The organism is Kaustia mangrovi (genome assembly GCF_015482775.1).
GTDB classification, from domain to species: domain Bacteria; phylum Pseudomonadota; class Alphaproteobacteria; order Rhizobiales; family Im1; genus Kaustia; species Kaustia mangrovi.
The window spans coordinates 1,183,598-1,201,169 of record NZ_CP058214.1 but is presented as its reverse complement, the minus strand read 5'-3'; the positions used below and the strand labels follow the sequence as shown (position 1 = coordinate 1,201,169).

The window sequence follows — 17,572 nt, the reverse complement described above, 5'->3', positions numbered from 1 at the left end:
GGGCCCGCATATTGAGCGCATCAGGCGCGATTGGTCATGCAGGCCGAATCATACAGGAAAACGCGGCAAATTGTCGGCAGTCTTCCTGCCTCACTCGGTCGCGGAGGGCTCGAGGCAGGCGACGAGGTCGTGCGCCATGGCCTCAAGGAGCGCCCCGTAGGCTTGCGGGCCCTCGGGGATCGCCGCGCCGAGCGGGTCGAGGGTGCCCGTGCGGGTCTCGGTGCCTTCCACCACGGTGCGCACGAGGGATGGCTCGAATTGCGGCTCGGCGAACACGCATACCGCCCCGGTCTCGGCGAGCTTGGCGCGGATTTCCGTCAGCCGCTGGGCACCCGGGCGCTGTTCGGGGCTGATGGTCACCGAGCCGACCGCGTCGAGGCCGAAGCGGCGCTCGAAATACTGATAGCCGTCGTGGAACACGATATAGGGCCTGGCGCGCACCGGCTTGAGCTCGTCTGCGACCTTCTCCCGAAGGCTGGCGAGCGAGGCCTTGAGAGCGTCCGCATTCGCCGCATAGGTCTCGGCGTTGTCGGGATCGGCCTTTGCCAGGGCGCCGGCGATGGCATCGGCCATCAAGGCGGCGTTCACCGGGTCGAGCCAGATATGGGGATCGGTGCCGCCATGGGCGTGCTCGTCATGTCCATGGCCGTCATGTCCATGCTCGTCATGTCCGTGCTCATCGTGGGCCTCGGCATGATCGTGCTCATGATCGTGATCGGCTTCATGGTCATGGTCGTGGCCGGCCTCGGCCTCGTGATCGTGGCCGTCGTGATCATGAGCCTCCTCGTCGTGATTGTGGCGCTCCCAGGCACCGCCCTCGCGCACCGGGTAGAGGGTCAGCCCCTCCACATCGCTCAGCGTGACGATGCGGGCCTTCTCGGGGAGACTTTCGAGCGGCTTGTCGAGGAAGGTCTCGAGCCCGTCTCCGACCCAGAAGACGAGGTCGGCCTGTGCGATGGCGTGGGCTTCCGACGGTTTCAGCGAATAGGCATGGGGCGAGCCCGCGCCCTTCACGATGAGCGCCGGCGCGCCTTCCTCGCCCATGACGGCGGAGACGAGGCTGTGGATCGGCTTGATGGAGGCGACGACCTTCGGAGCGGCCTGCGCGGCGGCGGGCAGGGCGATGGTCGCGGACAGCGTCAGTGCGGCGGTGGCGAGCGCGGCGGTGGCCAGACGTCTCATGGAGAAAATGCTCCTTCGGTTCGCGGGCGATCAGTATGAAGGATGTGTTATGTTATAAAGTAACATTAAAATCAAGTGCCCAATCCACCGATCCCGTGCGGGTCCGGTCAGCCGGCGACGAGGTCGGGCAGGTCCTCCAGCGTCTTGATCAGGGCGTGCGGCTGGCCCGGAATATTGTCGTCGCGCAGGCCGAACCGGTTCACGCGTGCCACCTGATAGCCGAAATGGGCCCCGCCCTGGGCATCCCACGGATTGGCCGAGACGAAGCAGATCGCCCCCGGCTCGCCGGCCTTCAGCCGGGAGACGGCGCGCTGGTAGACGCGGGGCGCGGGCTTGTAGATGCCCACATCCTCCACCGAGATGACGGCGTCGAGCCGGTCTGCGAGCCCGGCGGACTCGACCGCGGAATGGAGCATCTCCGGGCTGCCGTTCGACAGGATCGCCGTCTTGAGTCCGGCCTCCCTGAGCGCGGCGAGCGCCGAGGCGGCGTCCGGATAGGCGTCGAGCGTGAGGTAGAGCGTCATGAGCTCCTCGCGCAGGCCCTTGTCGGCGATGGCGTGGGAGGCGAGCGCGTAGTCGAGCGCATCGCCGGTGACCTGCCAGAAATCGGCATGCGCGCCCATGAGGCTCCTGAGCCAGGTGTATTCGAGCTGCTTCTGCCGCCACAGCGCGGAGATCGCGTCGGCGTCCGCCCCGAGTTTCGAGGCCACCTTGCCGACGGGGGAATGGACATCGAAGAGGGTGCCATAGGCATCGAAGACGCATGCCGCGATGCCGGAGAAACGGGGGGTGCTCATGGGCTTTCTCCCTTTCGGGCGCTCCGGGGCTTTCCCGCCTGCGCTTGTCTGGTTAGGCTGGCTCCGGCGGGACCGCTTGACAAGCCCGCCCACGATCAGGATTTCGCGAGATGGCATCCGACACTCATCGCACACACGCCCATACCCATGCTCACGGCCACGAGCACGGGGAGGGCTCCGCGCTCGACGACACCGCCCTCAGGGTCCGCGCGCTCGAATCGATCCTGATCGAGAAGGGCTATGTCGAGCAGGCGGCTCTCGACGAGCTGGTGGAGACCTACGAGACCAGGGTCGGCCCGAGAAACGGCGCGCTCGTCGTCGCCAGGGCCTGGAGCGACGAAGGCTTCCGGCAGGCGCTTCTCGACAATGCCACCGAGGCCATCGCCTCGCTCGGCTTCACCGGCCGGCAGGGCGAGCACATGGTGGCGGTGGAGAACACGGCGGAGCTCCACAACATGGTCGTTTGCACCTTGTGCTCCTGTTATCCGTGGCCGGTGCTGGGCCTGCCGCCCGTCTGGTACAAGTCCGCCCCCTACCGCTCGCGCGTGGTGATCGATCCGCGCGGCGTCCTCGCCGAGTTCGGCGTGGAGATCGGCGAGGAGGTGGAGGTGCGGGTCTGGGATTCGACGGCGGAGGTGCGCTATCTGGTTGTGCCCATGCGTCCGTCCGGCACCGACGGCTGGAGCGAGGAGGCGCTGGCCCGGCTCGTCACGCGCGATTCCATGATCGGCACCGGGCTTGCGCTCCATCCCGACGCGCTTCGCGAGGAGGCGGAGCGATGAACGGCGCGCAGGACATGGGCGGCATGCAGAACTTCGGACCGGTGCTGCGCGAGGCCGGAGAGCCGGCCTTCCATGCCGACTGGGAGCGCACCGCCTTCGCGCTCACGCTCGCCATGGGGTTCACCGGCGAATGGACTATCGACATGTCGCGCCGGGCGCGCGAGGCGCTGCCGCCGGCGGACTATCTCGCCAGCAGCTATTACCAGATCTGGTTTGCGGGCCTGGAGGCGCTCCTCCAGGAGCGCGGCCTGGTGAGCGGCGCGGAGATCGCGTCCGGCCGGACGCTGACGCCCGCGAGGCCCGTGAAGCGCGTCCTGAAGGGGGGCGAGGTGTCCGCCGCGCTTGCCGCGGGCGGCCCGGCGGAGCGCGAGACCGGCATGCCCGCGCGCTTTACTGTGGGCGACAGGGTGCGCACACGCACCATGAACCCGACGCACCATACGAGGCTGCCGCGCTATGCCCGCAATCATGCGGGCGAGATCGTGCGGGTTCACGGCGCCCATGTCTTTCCCGACACCAATGCCCATGGGCTCGGCGAGGATCCGCGCTGGCTCTACACGGTGCGCTTTTCCGCCCGCGAATTGTGGGGGGAGGAGGCGAACCCCCGCGACCATGTGCATCTCGATCTCTGGGAGCCTTATCTTGAGTCCGCCTGATCCGGACGCCGCGCGCGCCGCGCTCGACCATCTGCCGGCCATCCCGCGCGACGGGGAGGGGCCCGTCTTCGCCGAGCCGTGGCAGGCGCAGGCCTTCGCCATGGCCGTCGAGCTTCATGCGCGGGGGCTGTTCACCTGGCCGGAATGGGCGGCGACGCTGGCCGAGGAGATCGCCCGGGCGGGGCCGGAGGACACGGGGCGCGACTATTATCTGCACTGGCTCGCCGCGCTCGAGCGCATGGTCGCGGCCAAGGGGGCTGCGACCGGCGGGGAGCTCGCCGAGCGCAAGGCGGCCTGGGACCGCGCCGCGCGCGCGACGCCCCATGGCGAGCCGATCGTGCTCGGCCGCGACAAGGCCTCCTGAGCGAACGGCTTGAGTGCGGCCGGCGGCTCTGGCTAGATGATGTCGAGGCCGCCGGGGAGACGGCCCCAAGTGATTCGCGAACTCTGCCCGTTCGGCGTGTCTCCCCTCGCGTAACGAGAGTATCGAGGAGAGCCCCATGAGCGCATCCGGTGAAGAGACGGCCGGCGGAGAGGACATCCGGAATCTGGGCGAGATCGGCGGACCGCTCATCGTCTGCGGCGGGATCTACGGCAATCTGGAGGCGCTGGACGCGCTGCTCGCGGAGGCCGACCGCCTGGGCCTGCCGCCCTCCCGGATCATCCATACCGGCGACGTCGCGGCCTATTGCGCCGATCCGCGCGCCTGCGCGGAGCGGATCCGCGAGCTGGGTCTCGTCGCCATCAGGGGCAATATCGAGGAGCAGCTCGCCACGGGCGCTGAGGACTGCGGCTGCGGTTTCGAGGAGGACAGCGCCTGCGCGGTCATGGCCGACGAGTGGTTCGCCTATGTCAGGAACCAGATGACGGACGAGCTGCGCGGCTGGATGCGCGGGCTGCCGCGCCATCTCGTCCTCACCCTGCGCGGTAATTCCGTGCGCGTCGTGCATGGCGGGGTCGACAATATCAGCGAGTATGTCTTCGGCTCAGCGCCCGCCGGCGTGTTCCGCGCGGTGCTGGAGCAGGCGGGCACCGATGTGGTGCTTGCCGGCCATACGGGCCTGCCCTTCACGCGCTTCATCGGCGGGCGGGTCTGGCACAATACCGGGTCGCTCGGCATGCCCGCCAATGACGGCACACCGCGCGTCTGGTACTCGCTGGTGCGCCCGGATGGCGACCGGATCGTCTTCGAGCACCGGGCGCTGACCTACGACTACCGCAAGACGGCCGCCAAGCTGCGCGAGGCGGGCCTGCCGGACGGCTATGCGCGCTGCCTGGAGACGGGGCTGTGGCCGAGCCTCGACATCCTGCCGCGCGCCGAGCGCGCCGCCCGCGGCAAACCCATCGCGCTGCGCCCGCAGATCTGGACGGGCGAGCCGGCGGGCGCGTGACCGGGTCAGATTTTGAAGCGGCACCGGCCCGCTCCCCCACCCGGCCACCCATGAGATCATACTTCCGTGGGTGGCCGGGTGGGGGAGCGGGCCGGCGCAGTCCGGAGAGTCGAAATCGCCTCATCCGAGCCGGGAGAGGGCCGGGAAGGTTTCCAGGAGCCAGAAGGAGATATCGGTCATCGTGCCGGTGAGGAACATGATGCCGGTGATGACCAAAAGGCCGCCCATGGTGCGTTCGACCGTGCCGAGATGGTGGCGGAACCGCTGCATGAAGGCGATGAACGGCCGCATGGCGAACGCGGCGGCGAGGAAGGGGATGCCGAGGCCGGCGGAATAGACCGCGAGGAGGCCCGCGCCCCGGGCCACGCTCTGCTCGCTGGCCGCGACGGCGAGGATCGCGGCGAGCACCGGGCCGATGCACGGTGTCCAGCCGAAGGCGAAGGCCAGGCCGATCACATAGGCGCCGAGAGGGCCGGCGGGGCGGCTGCTGGTGTGGTAGCGCGCCTCGCGGTTGAGCATGCCGAGCTTGAACACGCCCAGGAAATGCAGCCCCATGACGATGATCACCACGCCGGCGATCTGGGCGAGCAGGGGCAGGTTGGAGCGCAGCACCTGGCCGATCACGGAGGCCGTCGCCCCCAGCGCGACGAAGACCGTGGAGAAGCCGAGCACGAAGAACGCCGAGGACAGGACGATGCGCCCGACCAGCGCCGTCTTCTCCGCGCTCGCATGGGCGAGCTCGTCGAGCGAGGTGCCGGCGAGAAAGCACAGATAGGGCGGCACCAGCGGCAGGACGCATGGCGACAGGAAGCTGAGGAGGCCCGCCAGGAGGGCTGCTGCGATCGAGATGTCCATGACCCCAATGACCTGTTGCGGATGCGCCGGCACCTTGGCCGGCACACGCTGTCAGTGCAATGGTTTAGGACTTCTCTGTGCGATCACAAATCCGTCATAGGGCCGCAGGGGCCGGCCGCGGGGCGCGATTGCGCCCATAGGCGCGGGCCGCCTCGCCGAAGGCGCCGAAGAGCTTGACGGAATCCGGGTTCTCGGTGGCCTTGAACTCGGGGTGCCACTGGACGCCGAGGGCGAAGCCGCTGGCACCCTTCACCGAGACCGCCTCGACGGTACCGTCCTCCGCGCGGCCCTCCACGACGAGGCCGGGGGCGAGCCGGTCGATGGCCTGGCGGTGGAGCGAGTTCACCATGATCTCTTCCGTCCCCATGATGCCGGCCAGCATGCCGCCGGGCGTCAGGAGGAGCTTGTGGCGCGGGCCGTATTTCACGTCGACATCCTCCACCTGGGGCGCGCGGTGGTCGAGCCGGCCCTCGCCGCGCTGGATCTCCGTGGCGAGCGTGCCGCCCATGGCGACATTGAGTTCCTGGATCGCCCGGCAGATGCACAGGACCGGCATGCCGCGCTCGATGGCCATCGGGATCAGGGCGAGCGTGGTGTCGTCGCGCGGGAAATCATAGGGTTCGTGATCGGGCGAGGGCGTCGTGCCATAGCGGTCCGGATGCACGTTGGAGAGCGCGCCCGTCATGACCAGCCCGTCCAGCCGGTCGAGCAGCCCGCCGAGATCGAGCGCGTCGGCGAGCGCGGGGATGACGACCGGATGGCAGCCGGCGGCTTCCGCGACCGCGCGCACATACTTGTCGCCGATCGAGTGGAAGATCTGGTGGTTCCTTTCCCCGGTATCCGCCGGAAGGCCGATCAGCGGCGTCATGGTTCTCGCTCTCCAAGGCTTACATCGTCTTGCGCCCCTTGAGGTGGTGGGGTCGCCCATGGGCCACAAGCCATAGCGCACCGGCGGCGGGAAATAAACGGGGAACGGGAGCCCGTGCCGGCTCCGCCGGGAGGGCTGCGTTCCGCTTGCCTTCGCGCGTCTCATGGTTTTTAACAGGCGCACGCTTGGCGCTTACCGGCGCCATGTCACTACGAAGCCTCCGGGAAGGGAGGCCTTCCACAGATCTTCCGTTCGCCCGCCGGCGATTTGCAAGCAGGGAGGAAATACATGGATCGTCGTTCGTTCATGAAGACCGCGGGCCTGGCCGCGGGCAGCGCCGCTGCCGTGTCGGGGATCGCGGCACCCGCCATCGCGCAAGGGGCGATGGAGCTGAAGATGGTGACCACCTGGCCGAAGAACCTGCCCGGTCTCGGCGTGGGGGCCCAGCGGCTTGCCGACCGGATCGGCACGCTGACCGAGGGGCGCATCACGGTCAAGGTCTTCGCCGCGGGCGAGCTCGTGCCGCCCTTCGAGTCCTTCGACGCGGTCTCCACCGGCACCGCCGACCTCTATCACGCCGCGGACTACTACTTCCAGGGCAAGCACAAGGCGCTCAATTTCTTCACCACCGTGCCGATGGGCCTGACGGCGGCCGAGCTCAATGCCTGGATCAACTATATGGGCGGCCAGGACCTGTGGGACGAGCTGTCCGGCCAGTTCAACATCAAGGCGTTCCAGGTCGGCAATACCGGCGCGCAGATGGGCGGCTGGTTCAAGAACGAGCTGAAGAGCCTGGAGGACCTCAAGGGCCTCAATTTCCGCATGCCGGGCCTTGGCGGCGAGGTGCTGCGCCGGCTGGGCGTGAATGTGCAGAGCCTGCCCGGCGGTGAGATCTTCACCGCGCTGCAGTCGGGCGCCATCGACGGCACCGACTGGGTCGGGCCGTGGAGCGATCTGGCCTTCGGCTTCTACAAGATCCTGAAGAACTACTACTATCCGAGCATGTTCGAGCCGGGCGCGGCGATCTCGCTGGGTGTCAACCGCGGGGTGTGGGACAAGTTGTCCGATAGCGACAAGGAGCTTTTCCGTGTCGTTTCCATGGCGGAAAACAACCAGATGTATTCCGACTTCAAGGCCAATGACGGCCAGGCGCTCGAGACGCTCGTCTCCGAGCATGGCGTGAAGCTTCACGAGTTCCCCGAGGACATCCTCATGGCACTCGGCAAGACCTCCGACGAGGTCGTGGCCGAGGTGGGCCAGGAGGACGCTCTGTCCAAGAAGATCTACGAGAGCTTCCTGTCCGCGCGCAAGCTGACCGGCCGGTCGAGCTCGACCACCGAGAAGGCCTTCCTGATCGCGCGCGACCGCGTGCTCGCGGGCTGATCGCGGCCCGGCGGTGAACGAACCCGGCGGCCGGGCGCGATGCCCGGCCGCCGGATTATGGATGTCCCATGGGTGGGTTTGCTGACTTCATCGACGCGGTGAACGAGAGGACGGGACGCGTCGTGTCCTGGCTCGCGCTCGCGATCGTGCTCGTCCAGTTCGCGGTCGTGGTCGGGCGCTATGTCTTCGGCGTGGGCTCGGTCATGGCGCAGGAATCCATCGTCTACATGCACGGTCTGCTATTCATGCTGGCCTCCGCCTACACGCTGAAGGCCAACGGCCATGTCCGCGTGGACATCTTCTACGGATCGGCCTCGCCCCGGCGCAAGGCGCTGGTGGACTTCTGCGGCGCGCTGTTCCTGCTGCTGCCGGTCGTCGCGATGATCTACCTCCTGTCCACCGACTATGTCGCCCGGTCCTGGGCGATCTTCGAGGGCTCCAAGGAGACCTCCGGCATTCAGGGCATCTTCCTGCTCAAGCTGGCGATCCCGGTCTTCGCGCTGCAGATGTACGCGCAGGGCACCGCGATGCTGTCGCGGACCGCGGCGGTCCTGTGGGGGCCGGCAAACGGGGACGGCGCCGCGCGGTTCGCCCAGATCGCAGTGTTTCTCGTCTTCGCCGTCCCGCTCGGGCTTCTGGCCGCGCAGGAGATCTGGACGGTGGTGAGCGGCCTTGCCGTCCTCGACGATCCGCAGGCGCGGGTCAGGCCGGGCCAGTTGCTGCTGGCCGGCATCATCGCGGCCATCGCCGCGGGGCTGGTCTCAGGCGCGCTCGTCGCTGCCCGCCGCCCGTCGCCGGCTCCCTAACCCCGTCCCGCAAGGATCCCTCCGGAACAGGCCCCATGGTCATTGCCGAGCTGCTCGATATCCTCATGTTCGCCACGGTCTGCGTGGTGCTGCTCGCCGGGTTCCCCGTGGCCTTCACGCTGGCGGGCGTGGCGGTGGCCTTCGCGCTCCTGGGCTACTCGCTCGGCGTCTTCGACCTGTCGTTCCTGACCGCGCTGCCCCAGCGCATCTTCGGCACCATGACGAACGAGGTGCTGATCGCGGTGCCGCTCTTCGTCTTCATGGGCGTCATGCTGGAGCGCTCGAAGGTCGCCGAGGAGCTTCTGGAGACCATGGGCCAGCTCTTCGGCACGCTGCGCGGGGGCTTGGGCATCGCGGTCTCCATCGTCGGCGCGCTGCTCGCCGCCTCCACCGGCATCGTCGGCGCGACGGTCGTGACGATGGGGCTCCTGTCGCTGCCAACCATGCTGAAGCGCGGCTATGCGCCGAGCCTTGCCGCCGGCTCCATCGCCGCGGCGGGCACGCTCGGCCAGATCATTCCGCCCTCCATCGTCCTCGTGATCCTCGGCGACCAGCTCTCCAGCGCCTATCAGCGCGCCCAGCTCGACATGGGCATCTTCTCGCCCGACACGGTCTCCGTCGGCGATCTCTTCGCCGGCGCGCTCCTGCCGGGGCTCATGCTGGTCGGCCTCTATATCGCCTATCAGATCGTCATGGCGGCGGTGAAACCGGAGAGCTCTCCGGCCATGCCCGCGGAGGAGGGCAAGCCGATCACCGTCGCGCGCCTCTTCCATGCGCTCTTCCCGCCGATCGTCCTGATCGTCTCCGTCCTGGGCTCGATCCTCGCCGGTATCGCCACACCGACCGAGGCGGCTTCCGTCGGCGCGGTCGGCGCGACCCTGCTGGCGGGCTTCCGGCTGAGGGAGGAGCGCCCGGCCGCCATCCTGATCGCCGGCGTCTCGCTTGTCGGCGTCCTCGTGCTGACGGGCCTGATGGACCTGCGGGTCGCGCGCACCGAAATCCCGGCAGGCGACATGGCCGGCATCGCGCTCGCCGCGCTGTTCTGCGCCGGCCTCGCCTTCGGCCTTCTCGTCGCGCTGGTGCGGGCGTGGCGCGCGGGGATCCTGAAAAGCGTCCTGGAGTCGACCACGCAGATCACTTCCATGGTGTTCATCATCCTGGTCGGCGCGGCCGCCTTCAGCCTTGTCTTCCGCGGGCTCGGCGGCGAGGAGATGGTGCACCAGGCGCTCTCCAACCTGCCCGGCGGCACCATCGGCGCGATCATCGCCGTCATGGGGCTGATGTTCGTTCTGGGTTTCTTCCTCGACTTTCTGGAGATCGTCTTCGTGGTCGTGCCGCTGGTGGCACCGGTGCTCCTCCAGATGGAGATGCCCGACGGCAGCCCCGTCAGCCCGGTCTGGCTCGGCATCATGATGGCGGTCAACCTGCAGACCTCCTTCCTGACACCGCCCTTCGGCTTTGCGCTGTTCTATCTGAGGGGCGTGGCGCCGCCGGAGGTGAAGACCATGGACATCTATCGCGGCATCGTTCCCTTCGTGCTGATCCAGGTCGTGGGGCTCATGGTGCTGTGGTTCCTGCCGGCGATCGCCACCTGGCTGCCGACGGTGGTCTATGGAAGCTGATCGCGTTCCGGTTTAGGCTTGGCCGGCCCGGCCGCTCCCCGCCCCGCCACTGCCTGGGAAGCGCGACCGGCGCCGACAAGAATGCCGAGAGAGGACGCGCCCCATGGACTTCACCCTGCCGCCGGAGATCGACAGTCTGCGCCTGCAAGTGCGCGATTTCGTCGAGCGCGAGGTCATCCCGCTCGAGGCCGATCCGGAGAGTTACAACGAGTTCGACAATATCCGGCTGGCGCTGTGCGACGAGATGCGGGCGAAGGCCAGGACGGCAGGGCTGTGGGCGCCGCAGATGCCGAAGTCGCGCGGCGGGCTGGAGCTGCCGCTGGTCGGCTGGGCCGCCTTCTACGAGGAGGCGAACCGCTCCATCTTCGGGCCCGTCACGCTCAATTGCCAGGCGCCCGACGACGGCAATATGAGCGTGCTGAACAAGGTCCTGCCCTCAGACGAGATGAAGGACAGGTGGCTCCAGCCGATCATCGACGGCGAGGCGCGTTCCTCCTTCGTGATGACCGAGCCGCATCCCGGCTCCGGCTCCGACCCCGGCGGCATGATGCTGACGCGGGCGGAGAAGCGCGGCGACCGCTATGTGGTCCACGGACGCAAGTGGTTCATCTCCGGCGCGGCGGTCGCGAGCCATTTCATCCTCGTCGCGCGCACATCCGACGATCCCCGCCGCGGGCTCTCCGCCTTCCTCTATCACCGCGACGATCCCGGCTGGCGCATCGTCCGGCGCATCGCCAATATGGGCCCGGACGAGCATGGCGGGGTCTGCGAGCTGGAGTTCGACGGGCTGGAGATTCCGGAGGACCACCGGCTGCTGGAGGAGGGGGACGGCCTGAGGATCACCCAGATCCGGCTCGGCCCCGCCCGCCTCACCCATTGCATGCGCTGGCTGGGGCTCGCCAAGAGGTGCATGGAGATCGCGCGCGACTATGTGGAGGAGCGCGAGGCCTTCGGCTCGCGGCTCATCGACCACGAATCGATCCAGATGATGCTGGGCGAGATCGCCAAGGACATCCAGATCGGCCGGCTGCTCGTGATGAACGCCGCCTGGACGATCGACCGGGGCGGGCTCGCCCGCAAGGAGGTGTCCATGGCCAAGATCCATGTGGCCGACACGCTCATCAAGGCAGCCGACACGGCCATCCAGCTCTGTGGCGCGAAGGGGTACTCGAAGGACACGGTCCTGGAATGGATCTACCGCTATGCCCGCTGCGCCAAGCTCGTCGACGGAGCGTCGGAGGTGCACAAGATGGTGCTGTCGCGCGCCTACCGGAAGGAAGGCAACGACTTCTGGCGCTGGGGCGAGTGACGGTCGGGGAGGCGCGCGGAGCCTGAGCGTCAGTCCTCCGCCGCCGGATCCGGTGTGCCGGCGATGCGCCGATGCACGCCGTCCAGGCTTTGCGCGAGCTGCTCGAAGACCCCGGCCCCGGCCAGATCGTCGAGCACCTGTTCGTTGATGCCGCCGCGGGTTGCGTAGTCCTTCGACAGGTCCATGACGTCGGCCTCGGGCGCCATGTCCGGCGCATGCGCCAGCGCCTTGTAGAGGGTGGCGATATAGTCTCGCCCCTTCGCGTCGGGAACGCCGTGGCCCTTCAGCCATGCATGGATCGTATCGAGATACCTGAAATGGCTGGCATAGGTCGCGGTCACGACGCTCAGCGCGTCGAATTCGCGCGCGGTCTCCACCTCGACCGCCCCTCCCAGCTTGCCGAAGAACGCCGCCATGCGCGGGTCGGGCGGGCAGACGATCGTCGCGCCCTGCCGGCGGGCGATCATGGGCATGGGAAGGGCCCTCGTGATCTCGCTTGCGGGTGTGGCGAGGGCGGCGATCTCTTCGCGCGACAGGGTGGCGATCAGGCTGACGACGTGATGGTCGCGCCGGAACCGCAATCGGGACAGGACGTCGCGCGCGACCTGAGCCGGACAGCGAGCATGACCGTGTCGCAGCCGTCGAGCACAGCCTGATTGTCCGCGGCGACGCGCACATCCGAGTGGCGCGACGCCAGGTCGGCCGCGATGTCCCGGTTCCGGGGCGACAGGAGGACGGGAAGCGGTGATTCCTCAAGGGATCTCAGCCCGGTGACGATTGCCGATGTGAGCGCGCCTGTGCCGATGAAGCCGAGGGTCATATGATGTCCCGATACCGTTGCGTTCCCGGGGGTGTCGGACGACAATAGGAGCTGTCCCATCCTTGGCAAGCCTTCGGGGCAGCCGTGGCTTGCCATGCGGGTGACGCCTCGGCGGAGGCTGCCTCCAGTTGCGCGGCAGTCCGGATTATGTCAATATTGCTGACCTAATAGAGCCCGATCGCCAAGAACAAGAACCAAGGTACGGTCCTTTCTCGGACCGCAATGCCATCGGGGCCTGCGCGGGAGACCCGTGCGGGCGGACAGACGGGTGGAAACGCGATGACCCTTCGCGACGTCAAGTTGGATGACAAATACGACCTCGCAAGCGGCCGGATCTTCCTTTCCGGCACGCAGGCCCTGGTGCGCCTGACGCTCATGCAGCAGGCGCGAGACGCCGGCGAGGGGCTCGATACGGCGGGCTATGTCACGGGATATCGCGGCTCGCCGCTCGGCGGCCTCGACCAGCAGTTCTCGCGCGCGAAAACGGCGCTCGAGGCGCGCAATGTCCTGTTCCAGCCGGCTCTCAACGAGGATCTCGCCGCGACCGCCGTCTGGGGCGCCCAGCAGGCGGAGATGCGCGGGGAGGGTGCCCATGACGGCGTTTTCACCCTGTGGTACGGCAAGGGCCCGGGCGTGGACCGGTCCGGCGACGTGCTGCGCCATGGCAATGCGGCGGGCAGCTCCAAGCACGGCGGCGTTCTGGTCCTCATGGGCGACGACCACACCGCGGAGTCCTCCACCGTCGCCCATCAGAGCGAGTTCGCGCTGATGGACGCCATGATCCCGGTGCTCAATCCGGCGGGCGTGCAGGAGATTCTCGACTACGGCCTCTATGGCCTTGCCCTGTCCCGGTTTTCCGGCTGCTGGGTCGGGTTGAAATGCGTCAAGGACACCGTGGAGTCGACAGCCATCGTCGACGGTGCGCTGGACCGGCTGGACATCGTCTATCCGGACGATTTCGAGATGCCGGAAGGCGGGCTCAACATCCGTCCGAACGACGAGCGCCACGATCAGGAATACCGCCTCCACACCTACAAGCGCTTCGCCGCGGTCGCCTTCGCGCGCGCCAACAGGCTGGATCGCATCGTATTCTCCGGCGGCAAGGCCCCGAAGATCGGCATCGTCTCCACCGGCAAGAGCTACATGGATGTGCGCCAGGCCCTCGACGAGCTCGGCATCGACGAGGTGAAGGCGGCCGATCTGGGCCTGCGGCTCCTCAAGGTCGCCATGGTCTGGCCGCTCGACCCCGAGATCGTGGAGGAGTTCGCCGACGGTCTCGATCTCATTGTCGTGGTGGAGGAGAAGCGCTCGCTGATCGAGACGCAGATCCGCGAGCAGCTCTATGGCCGCGAAGGGGCCCCGGCCATTGTCGGCAAGAAGGACGAGGCGGGCGAGCATCTCTTCCCCGCATTCGGTGCGCTCGATCCCAACCGGATCGCGCTGGCCATCGGCGAGCGGCTTCCGCAGAACGGGGTGTCGGAGGCGATGGCGGAGCGCATCGCCGCGCTCGGCAAGGCGCAGAAGAGCTTGCGCAACGTGCCGAGCCTGCCCGCGCGCATTCCCTATTTCTGCGCCGGCTGCCCGCACAATTCCTCCACGGTCGTGCCGGACGGCGGGCGCGGCTATGCGGGCATCGGCTGCCACTGGATGGTGCAGTTCATCCCCGAGCGCCACACCGAGGGCTTCACCCATATGGGCGGGGAGGGCGCCAACTGGATCGGCGAGGCGCCGTTCTCCGAGCGGACCCACGTCTTCCAGAATATCGGCGACGGCACCTACAACCATTCCGGCCTGCTCGCGATCCGCGCGGCGAAGGCGGCAGGCGTCAACATCACCTACAAGATCCTCTATAACGACGCGGTCGCGATGACCGGCGGGCAGACCCATGAGGGTGGGCTCACCGTGCCGATGATCGCCCGGCAGATGCGCGCCGAGGGCGTCGACCGCATCGCGGTCGTGAGCGACGAGCCGGACAAGTATCCGGCGAATGCCGGCTTTCCGTCGGGCACGACCTTCAATCACCGCAACGAGCTCATGGGCATCCAGAAGGAGCTGATGGAGGTGCCCGGCGTTTCCGTGCTCATCTACGACCAGACCTGTGCGGCGGAGAAGCGCCGCCGGCGCAAGCGCGGGCTCTTTCCCGACCCGCCGAAACGCGTTTTCGTCAACGAGCTCGTCTGCGAGGGCTGCGGCGATTGCGGCGTGACGTCGAACTGCGTGGCGGTCGCCCCCGTGGAGACGCCGTTCGGCCGCAAGCGCCAGATCGACCAGTCGGTCTGCAACAAGGATTTCTCCTGCCTGAAGGGCTTCTGCCCGAGCTTCGTGACGGTGGAGGGCGGCGAGCTCGCCAGGACCCATGCGGGCCATGGCCGCGATCCGGCGACACTACCGTTCGAGGCGCTGCCGGAGCCGGACCTGCCGGCGCTCGACAGGCCCTGGAGCGTTATCGTCACCGGCATCGGCGGCACGGGCGTGGTGACCATCGGCCAGATCCTCGGCATGGCCGCCCATATGGAGGGCAAGGGCGCGGGTATCATCGACATGGCCGGGCTCGCCCAGAAGAACGGCGCGGTCGCCACCCACATGAAGATCGCGGCGGCGCCCGAGGACATCGCGACGATCCGTGTGGCCGGCGGCGGGGCGGACCTGCTGCTCGGCTGCGACCTCATGACGTCGGCGTCGGAGGGCATTCTCGCGACGCTCTCGGCGGAGCGCAGCAATGCGGTGGTCAACAGCCACGAGACCATGCCCGCCCAGTTCACCCGCGACGCCGACTTCCAGCTGCCGGGCGACGAGATGATGCTGGCGATCCAGTCGCGCACCCGGCAGGCCGGGGCCCATGCCGTGGACGCGACCCATATCGCCTCGTCGATCATGGGCGATTCGATCGCCACCAACATGTTCACGCTGGGCTTCGCCTATCAGAAGGGGCTGGTGCCGGTCTCGGCGGTCGCCATCGACCGGGCCATCGCGCTCAATGGCGTGGCGGTGGAGATGAACCGGCAGGCCTTCCTGTGGGGCCGGCGGGCCGCGCACGACCTCGCCGCGGTGGAGCGCCTCATCGACACGCGCGACGAGCAGGCGCCGCTGCCGCAGGAGACCCTCGACGACATGGTCGAGCGCCGCTCGCGGTTCCTCACCGGCTATCAGGATGCCGCCTATGCGGAGCGCTACCGGTCCGTGGTGGCGCGCGTGCGGCTCGCCGAGCAGAAGGTCGCGCCGGGCTCGGAGGCGCTGTCGGAGGCGGTCGCGCGCTACTATTTCAAGCTGCTCGCCTACAAGGACGAGTACGAGGTCGCGCGGCTCTATACGGACGGCACTTTCGCCAGGGAGATCGCGGAGACCTTCACCGGCGATTATCGGATCAAATTCCACATGGCGCCGCCGCTGCTCGCCCGGCGCGATCCGGAGACGGGAGAACTGCAGAAGCGCGAATACGGGCCCTGGATGATGGGCGCCTTCCGCCTGCTTGCGCGGATGAAGCGCCTGCGCGGCACGGTCTTCGACATTTTCGGCTATTCCGCCGAGCGCCGGCACGAGCGTGCCCTGATCGCCGACTACGAGGCGGTGGTCGACGAGCTCCTGTCGGGGCTTTCGCGCGACAATCTCGCGCTTGCCGCGGAGATCGCCTCCGTGCCGGAGCACATTCGCGGCTACGGCCACGTCAAGGAACGCCACCTCGCCGAGGCCAAGACCCGCGAGGCGGAGCTTCTGGCCGCCTTCCGTGGCGGCCGCACGGCACCGCTTCGCGCCGCCGCGGAATAGGGGGCTTCCAGCCGCCCCAAACCGGCATGCCGCCCACGTTGTCGCCTGTCTCCACTGGAGTGCGCAGGCGGCAACGCGCCTCTCCAGCTTCTCCATCCTTATGACCGCTTACGGCCGCTCATGCCCGCGCAGGCGGGCATCCAGGGATACACGGAAAGGCGAGCCGGCCCGGCAACAGGCTGGCCGATATCCATTTTCGTAAAATTTATTGACTTTCTGTGTATAACAGAAATATATGCGGTTATGGACGATTCAGACCGTAAAATAATCAGTCTCCTGGGGCGGGATGCCCGCCGGTCCCTTGCCGATATCGGCGCGGCGGTGGGTCTGTCCGCCTCCGCCGTCAACGACCGGATCAGGCGGCTCACGGCAAGCGGTGCGATCCGCAGGACGACTGTCGACGCCGACCCGGCCGCATTCGGCCTTCCCGTGCTCGCCTTCGTGCTGGTGGGGCTCGCCCAGGAGGCCGACGAGGCGGCCTTCCGCCGATATGCGCGAGACCATGGCGCCATCGCCGAATGTCATCACGTGACGGGAGCGTGGTCCTATCTCGTCAAGGTTCGCGTGGCCTCGCTCGCCGATCTGGAGGCCTTCCTCGCGGAGTTGAAGGGGCACGGGTTCCTTGCTCGCAGCGAGACCGTGATCGCCCTGTCGTCGGTCGTTGCCGGTCCCTTCGCTCCGGCGGACGGGGAGGGATGATGGATATCGCGCTGTTCGGCAAGAGCATGGCGCTCGGCCTTGCAATTGCCGCGCCGTTCGGCCCGATGGGCGCGTTGTGTGTCAACAGGGCGCTCGAACGGGGCTTCTGGGCCGGCGTCGCAAGCGGTCTCGGCACGGCGCTTGCCGATGCGTTCTATGCCAGCCTGGCCGCGCTTGGGTTCGCCGCCTTCTCCGCCGCGCTCGGCGTTGTGGACGGCCCGCTGAGGCTGTTCGGCGGTGTATTCATGATCTGGCTCGGCTGGAAGAGCCTCCAGGCCGCGCCCGCCGCAAATGCTGCCCGGGTCGGGGCGCGGGCGCTCGCCGGAACGGTGTCGGCCACCTTCCTGCTGACTGTCACCAATCCGATGACGATCCTGTCCTTCGCGGCGATCTTCGCGGGGCTCGGGCTTGCCGGTGAGGGGGACGGTGCGGGCGTGGCGACGGTCGTCGCCGGGGTCTTTCTCGGCTCGCTTGGCTGGTGGTTCGCGCTGAGCGGCGGGGTCTCGCTCGCCCATCGGCGGCTTCCGCCGGGCTTTGCCGTGTGGACGGCGCGGATATCGGGCGCGATCCTGATCCTGTTCGGTGTCGGGGCGATCGGCTCCCTGCTCTGGGGGCTGATACGGACCTGACCCTTGCT

At 68.0% G+C, this 17,572-nt stretch carries 17 protein-coding genes; 11 read left to right on the top strand and 6 right to left on the bottom strand.

The features are described from left to right. Nucleotides 1-90 precede the first annotated feature (90 nt). Nucleotides 91-1,182: a zinc ABC transporter substrate-binding protein gene (locus HW532_RS05680; RefSeq protein WP_213163465.1), complete on the bottom strand. Its 1,092-nt coding sequence runs from the start codon at nucleotides 1,180-1,182 to the stop codon at nucleotides 91-93. Nucleotides 1,183-1,289: 107 nt separating this feature from the next. Then, nucleotides 1,290-1,979 carry a haloacid dehalogenase type II gene (locus HW532_RS05675; RefSeq protein WP_213163464.1) on the bottom strand — a complete coding sequence of 230 codons (690 nt, stop codon included), beginning with the start codon at nucleotides 1,977-1,979 and terminating at the stop codon, nucleotides 1,290-1,292. A gap of 110 nt (nucleotides 1,980-2,089) precedes the next feature. Here HW532_RS05675 and nthA point away from each other — a divergent pair, with 110 nt between their 5' ends. The 4 genes from nthA (at nucleotide 2,090) to HW532_RS05655 (ending at nucleotide 4,808) form a co-directional block, all read left to right on the top strand. Continuing rightward, entirely contained in the window at nucleotides 2,090-2,761 is a 672-nt protein-coding gene (gene nthA / locus HW532_RS05670) for a nitrile hydratase subunit alpha (RefSeq protein ID WP_213163463.1), read from the top strand. Beyond that, complete coding sequence (nthB, locus tag HW532_RS05665; protein ID WP_213163462.1) at nucleotides 2,758-3,417, top strand: nitrile hydratase subunit beta; 660 nt, start codon at nucleotides 2,758-2,760, stop codon at nucleotides 3,415-3,417. Before nthA ends, nthB begins: the two co-directional genes overlap by 4 nt. Beyond that, entirely contained in the window at nucleotides 3,404-3,781 is a 378-nt protein-coding gene (locus HW532_RS05660; RefSeq protein ID WP_246479569.1) for a nitrile hydratase accessory protein, read from the top strand. Before nthB ends, HW532_RS05660 begins: the two co-directional genes overlap by 14 nt. 136 nt (nucleotides 3,782-3,917) lie before the next feature. Beyond that, a complete protein-coding gene (locus HW532_RS05655) occupies nucleotides 3,918-4,808 on the top strand; it encodes a metallophosphoesterase family protein (RefSeq protein ID WP_213163460.1) in 891 nt (296 codons plus the stop codon). 120 nt (nucleotides 4,809-4,928) lie between these two features. On the opposite strand, the gene HW532_RS05650 is transcribed toward HW532_RS05655, so the two are convergent. Together HW532_RS05650 and HW532_RS05645 are read right to left on the bottom strand one after the other, a co-directional pair. Further along, a complete protein-coding gene (locus HW532_RS05650; protein WP_213163459.1) occupies nucleotides 4,929-5,663 on the bottom strand; it encodes a cytochrome c biogenesis CcdA family protein in 735 nt (244 codons plus the stop codon). 94 nt (nucleotides 5,664-5,757) lie between these two features. Next, a complete protein-coding gene (locus tag HW532_RS05645) occupies nucleotides 5,758-6,531 on the bottom strand; it encodes a gamma-glutamyl-gamma-aminobutyrate hydrolase family protein (RefSeq protein ID WP_246479568.1) in 774 nt (257 codons plus the stop codon). 288 nt (nucleotides 6,532-6,819) lie between these two features. Between HW532_RS05645 and HW532_RS05640 the strand changes: the two genes are divergently transcribed. From HW532_RS05640 to HW532_RS05625, 4 genes are all read left to right on the top strand, one after another. Then, nucleotides 6,820-7,914, top strand: coding sequence for a TRAP transporter substrate-binding protein (locus HW532_RS05640; protein ID WP_213163457.1), 1,095 nt, complete (start codon nucleotides 6,820-6,822; stop codon nucleotides 7,912-7,914). A 68-nt stretch (nucleotides 7,915-7,982) separates the two neighbouring features. Further along, nucleotides 7,983-8,720, top strand: coding sequence for a TRAP transporter small permease subunit (locus HW532_RS05635; RefSeq protein ID WP_213163456.1), 738 nt, complete (start codon nucleotides 7,983-7,985; stop codon nucleotides 8,718-8,720). Between the two features lie 35 nt (nucleotides 8,721-8,755). Continuing rightward, nucleotides 8,756-10,342: a TRAP transporter large permease gene (locus HW532_RS05630; RefSeq protein ID WP_213163455.1), complete on the top strand. Its 1,587-nt coding sequence runs from the start codon at nucleotides 8,756-8,758 to the stop codon at nucleotides 10,340-10,342. Between the two features lie 103 nt (nucleotides 10,343-10,445). Next, nucleotides 10,446-11,651 carry an acyl-CoA dehydrogenase family protein gene (locus HW532_RS05625; protein WP_213163454.1) on the top strand — a complete coding sequence of 402 codons (1,206 nt, stop codon included), beginning with the start codon at nucleotides 10,446-10,448 and terminating at the stop codon, nucleotides 11,649-11,651. A 29-nt stretch (nucleotides 11,652-11,680) separates the two neighbouring features. On the opposite strand, the gene HW532_RS05620 is transcribed toward HW532_RS05625, so the two are convergent. Both HW532_RS05620 and HW532_RS22065 read right to left on the bottom strand, forming a co-directional pair. Next, complete coding sequence (locus HW532_RS05620; RefSeq protein ID WP_246479567.1) at nucleotides 11,681-12,232, bottom strand: hypothetical protein; 552 nt, start codon at nucleotides 12,230-12,232, stop codon at nucleotides 11,681-11,683. Further along, nucleotides 12,196-12,471 (bottom strand): NAD(P)-binding domain-containing protein, encoded by a 276-nt coding sequence (locus HW532_RS22065; protein WP_246479566.1) that lies wholly within the window; start codon nucleotides 12,469-12,471, stop codon nucleotides 12,196-12,198. The genes HW532_RS05620 and HW532_RS22065 overlap by 37 nt, the downstream gene beginning before the upstream one ends. A 279-nt stretch (nucleotides 12,472-12,750) precedes the next feature. Between HW532_RS22065 and HW532_RS05615 the strand changes: the two genes are divergently transcribed. The 3 genes from HW532_RS05615 to HW532_RS05605 all read left to right on the top strand — a co-directional run bounded on the left by HW532_RS05615 (nucleotide 12,751) and on the right by HW532_RS05605 (nucleotide 17,564). After that, a complete protein-coding gene (locus HW532_RS05615; protein ID WP_213163453.1) occupies nucleotides 12,751-16,236 on the top strand; it encodes an indolepyruvate ferredoxin oxidoreductase family protein in 3,486 nt (1,161 codons plus the stop codon). A gap of 243 nt (nucleotides 16,237-16,479) precedes the next feature. After that, complete coding sequence (locus HW532_RS05610) at nucleotides 16,480-16,935, top strand: Lrp/AsnC family transcriptional regulator (protein WP_213163452.1); 456 nt, start codon at nucleotides 16,480-16,482, stop codon at nucleotides 16,933-16,935. Further along, nucleotides 16,935-17,564 (top strand): LysE family translocator, encoded by a 630-nt coding sequence (locus tag HW532_RS05605; RefSeq protein WP_213164440.1) that lies wholly within the window; start codon nucleotides 16,935-16,937, stop codon nucleotides 17,562-17,564. Before HW532_RS05610 ends, HW532_RS05605 begins: the two co-directional genes overlap by 1 nt. The last annotated feature ends 8 nt before the right edge of the window (nucleotides 17,565-17,572 follow it).

Excerpts from the sequence above, each read along its gene's own strand:
- HW532_RS05680 (WP_213163465.1), bottom strand. The coding sequence starts at position 1,182 with ATGAGACGTCTGGCCACCGCCGCGCTCGCCACCGCCGCACTGACGCTG.
- HW532_RS05675 (WP_213163464.1), bottom strand. The coding sequence starts at position 1,979 with ATGAGCACCCCCCGTTTCTCCGGCATCGCGGCATGCGTCTTCGATGCC.
- nthA (WP_213163463.1), top strand. The coding sequence starts at position 2,090 with ATGGCATCCGACACTCATCGCACACACGCCCATACCCATGCTCACGGC.
- nthB (WP_213163462.1), top strand. The coding sequence starts at position 2,758 with ATGAACGGCGCGCAGGACATGGGCGGCATGCAGAACTTCGGACCGGTG.
- HW532_RS05655 (WP_213163460.1), top strand. The coding sequence starts at position 3,918 with ATGAGCGCATCCGGTGAAGAGACGGCCGGCGGAGAGGACATCCGGAAT.
- HW532_RS05650 (WP_213163459.1), bottom strand. The coding sequence starts at position 5,663 with ATGGACATCTCGATCGCAGCAGCCCTCCTGGCGGGCCTCCTCAGCTTC.
- HW532_RS05645 (WP_246479568.1), bottom strand. The coding sequence starts at position 6,531 with ATGACGCCGCTGATCGGCCTTCCGGCGGATACCGGGGAAAGGAACCAC.
- HW532_RS05640 (WP_213163457.1), top strand. The coding sequence starts at position 6,820 with ATGGATCGTCGTTCGTTCATGAAGACCGCGGGCCTGGCCGCGGGCAGC.
- HW532_RS05635 (WP_213163456.1), top strand. The coding sequence starts at position 7,983 with ATGGGTGGGTTTGCTGACTTCATCGACGCGGTGAACGAGAGGACGGGA.
- HW532_RS05630 (WP_213163455.1), top strand. The coding sequence starts at position 8,756 with ATGGTCATTGCCGAGCTGCTCGATATCCTCATGTTCGCCACGGTCTGC.
- HW532_RS05625 (WP_213163454.1), top strand. The coding sequence starts at position 10,446 with ATGGACTTCACCCTGCCGCCGGAGATCGACAGTCTGCGCCTGCAAGTG.
- HW532_RS22065 (WP_246479566.1), bottom strand. The coding sequence starts at position 12,471 with ATGACCCTCGGCTTCATCGGCACAGGCGCGCTCACATCGGCAATCGTC.
- HW532_RS05615 (WP_213163453.1), top strand. The coding sequence starts at position 12,751 with ATGACCCTTCGCGACGTCAAGTTGGATGACAAATACGACCTCGCAAGC.
- HW532_RS05610 (WP_213163452.1), top strand. The coding sequence starts at position 16,480 with ATGGACGATTCAGACCGTAAAATAATCAGTCTCCTGGGGCGGGATGCC.
- HW532_RS05605 (WP_213164440.1), top strand. The coding sequence starts at position 16,935 with ATGGATATCGCGCTGTTCGGCAAGAGCATGGCGCTCGGCCTTGCAATT.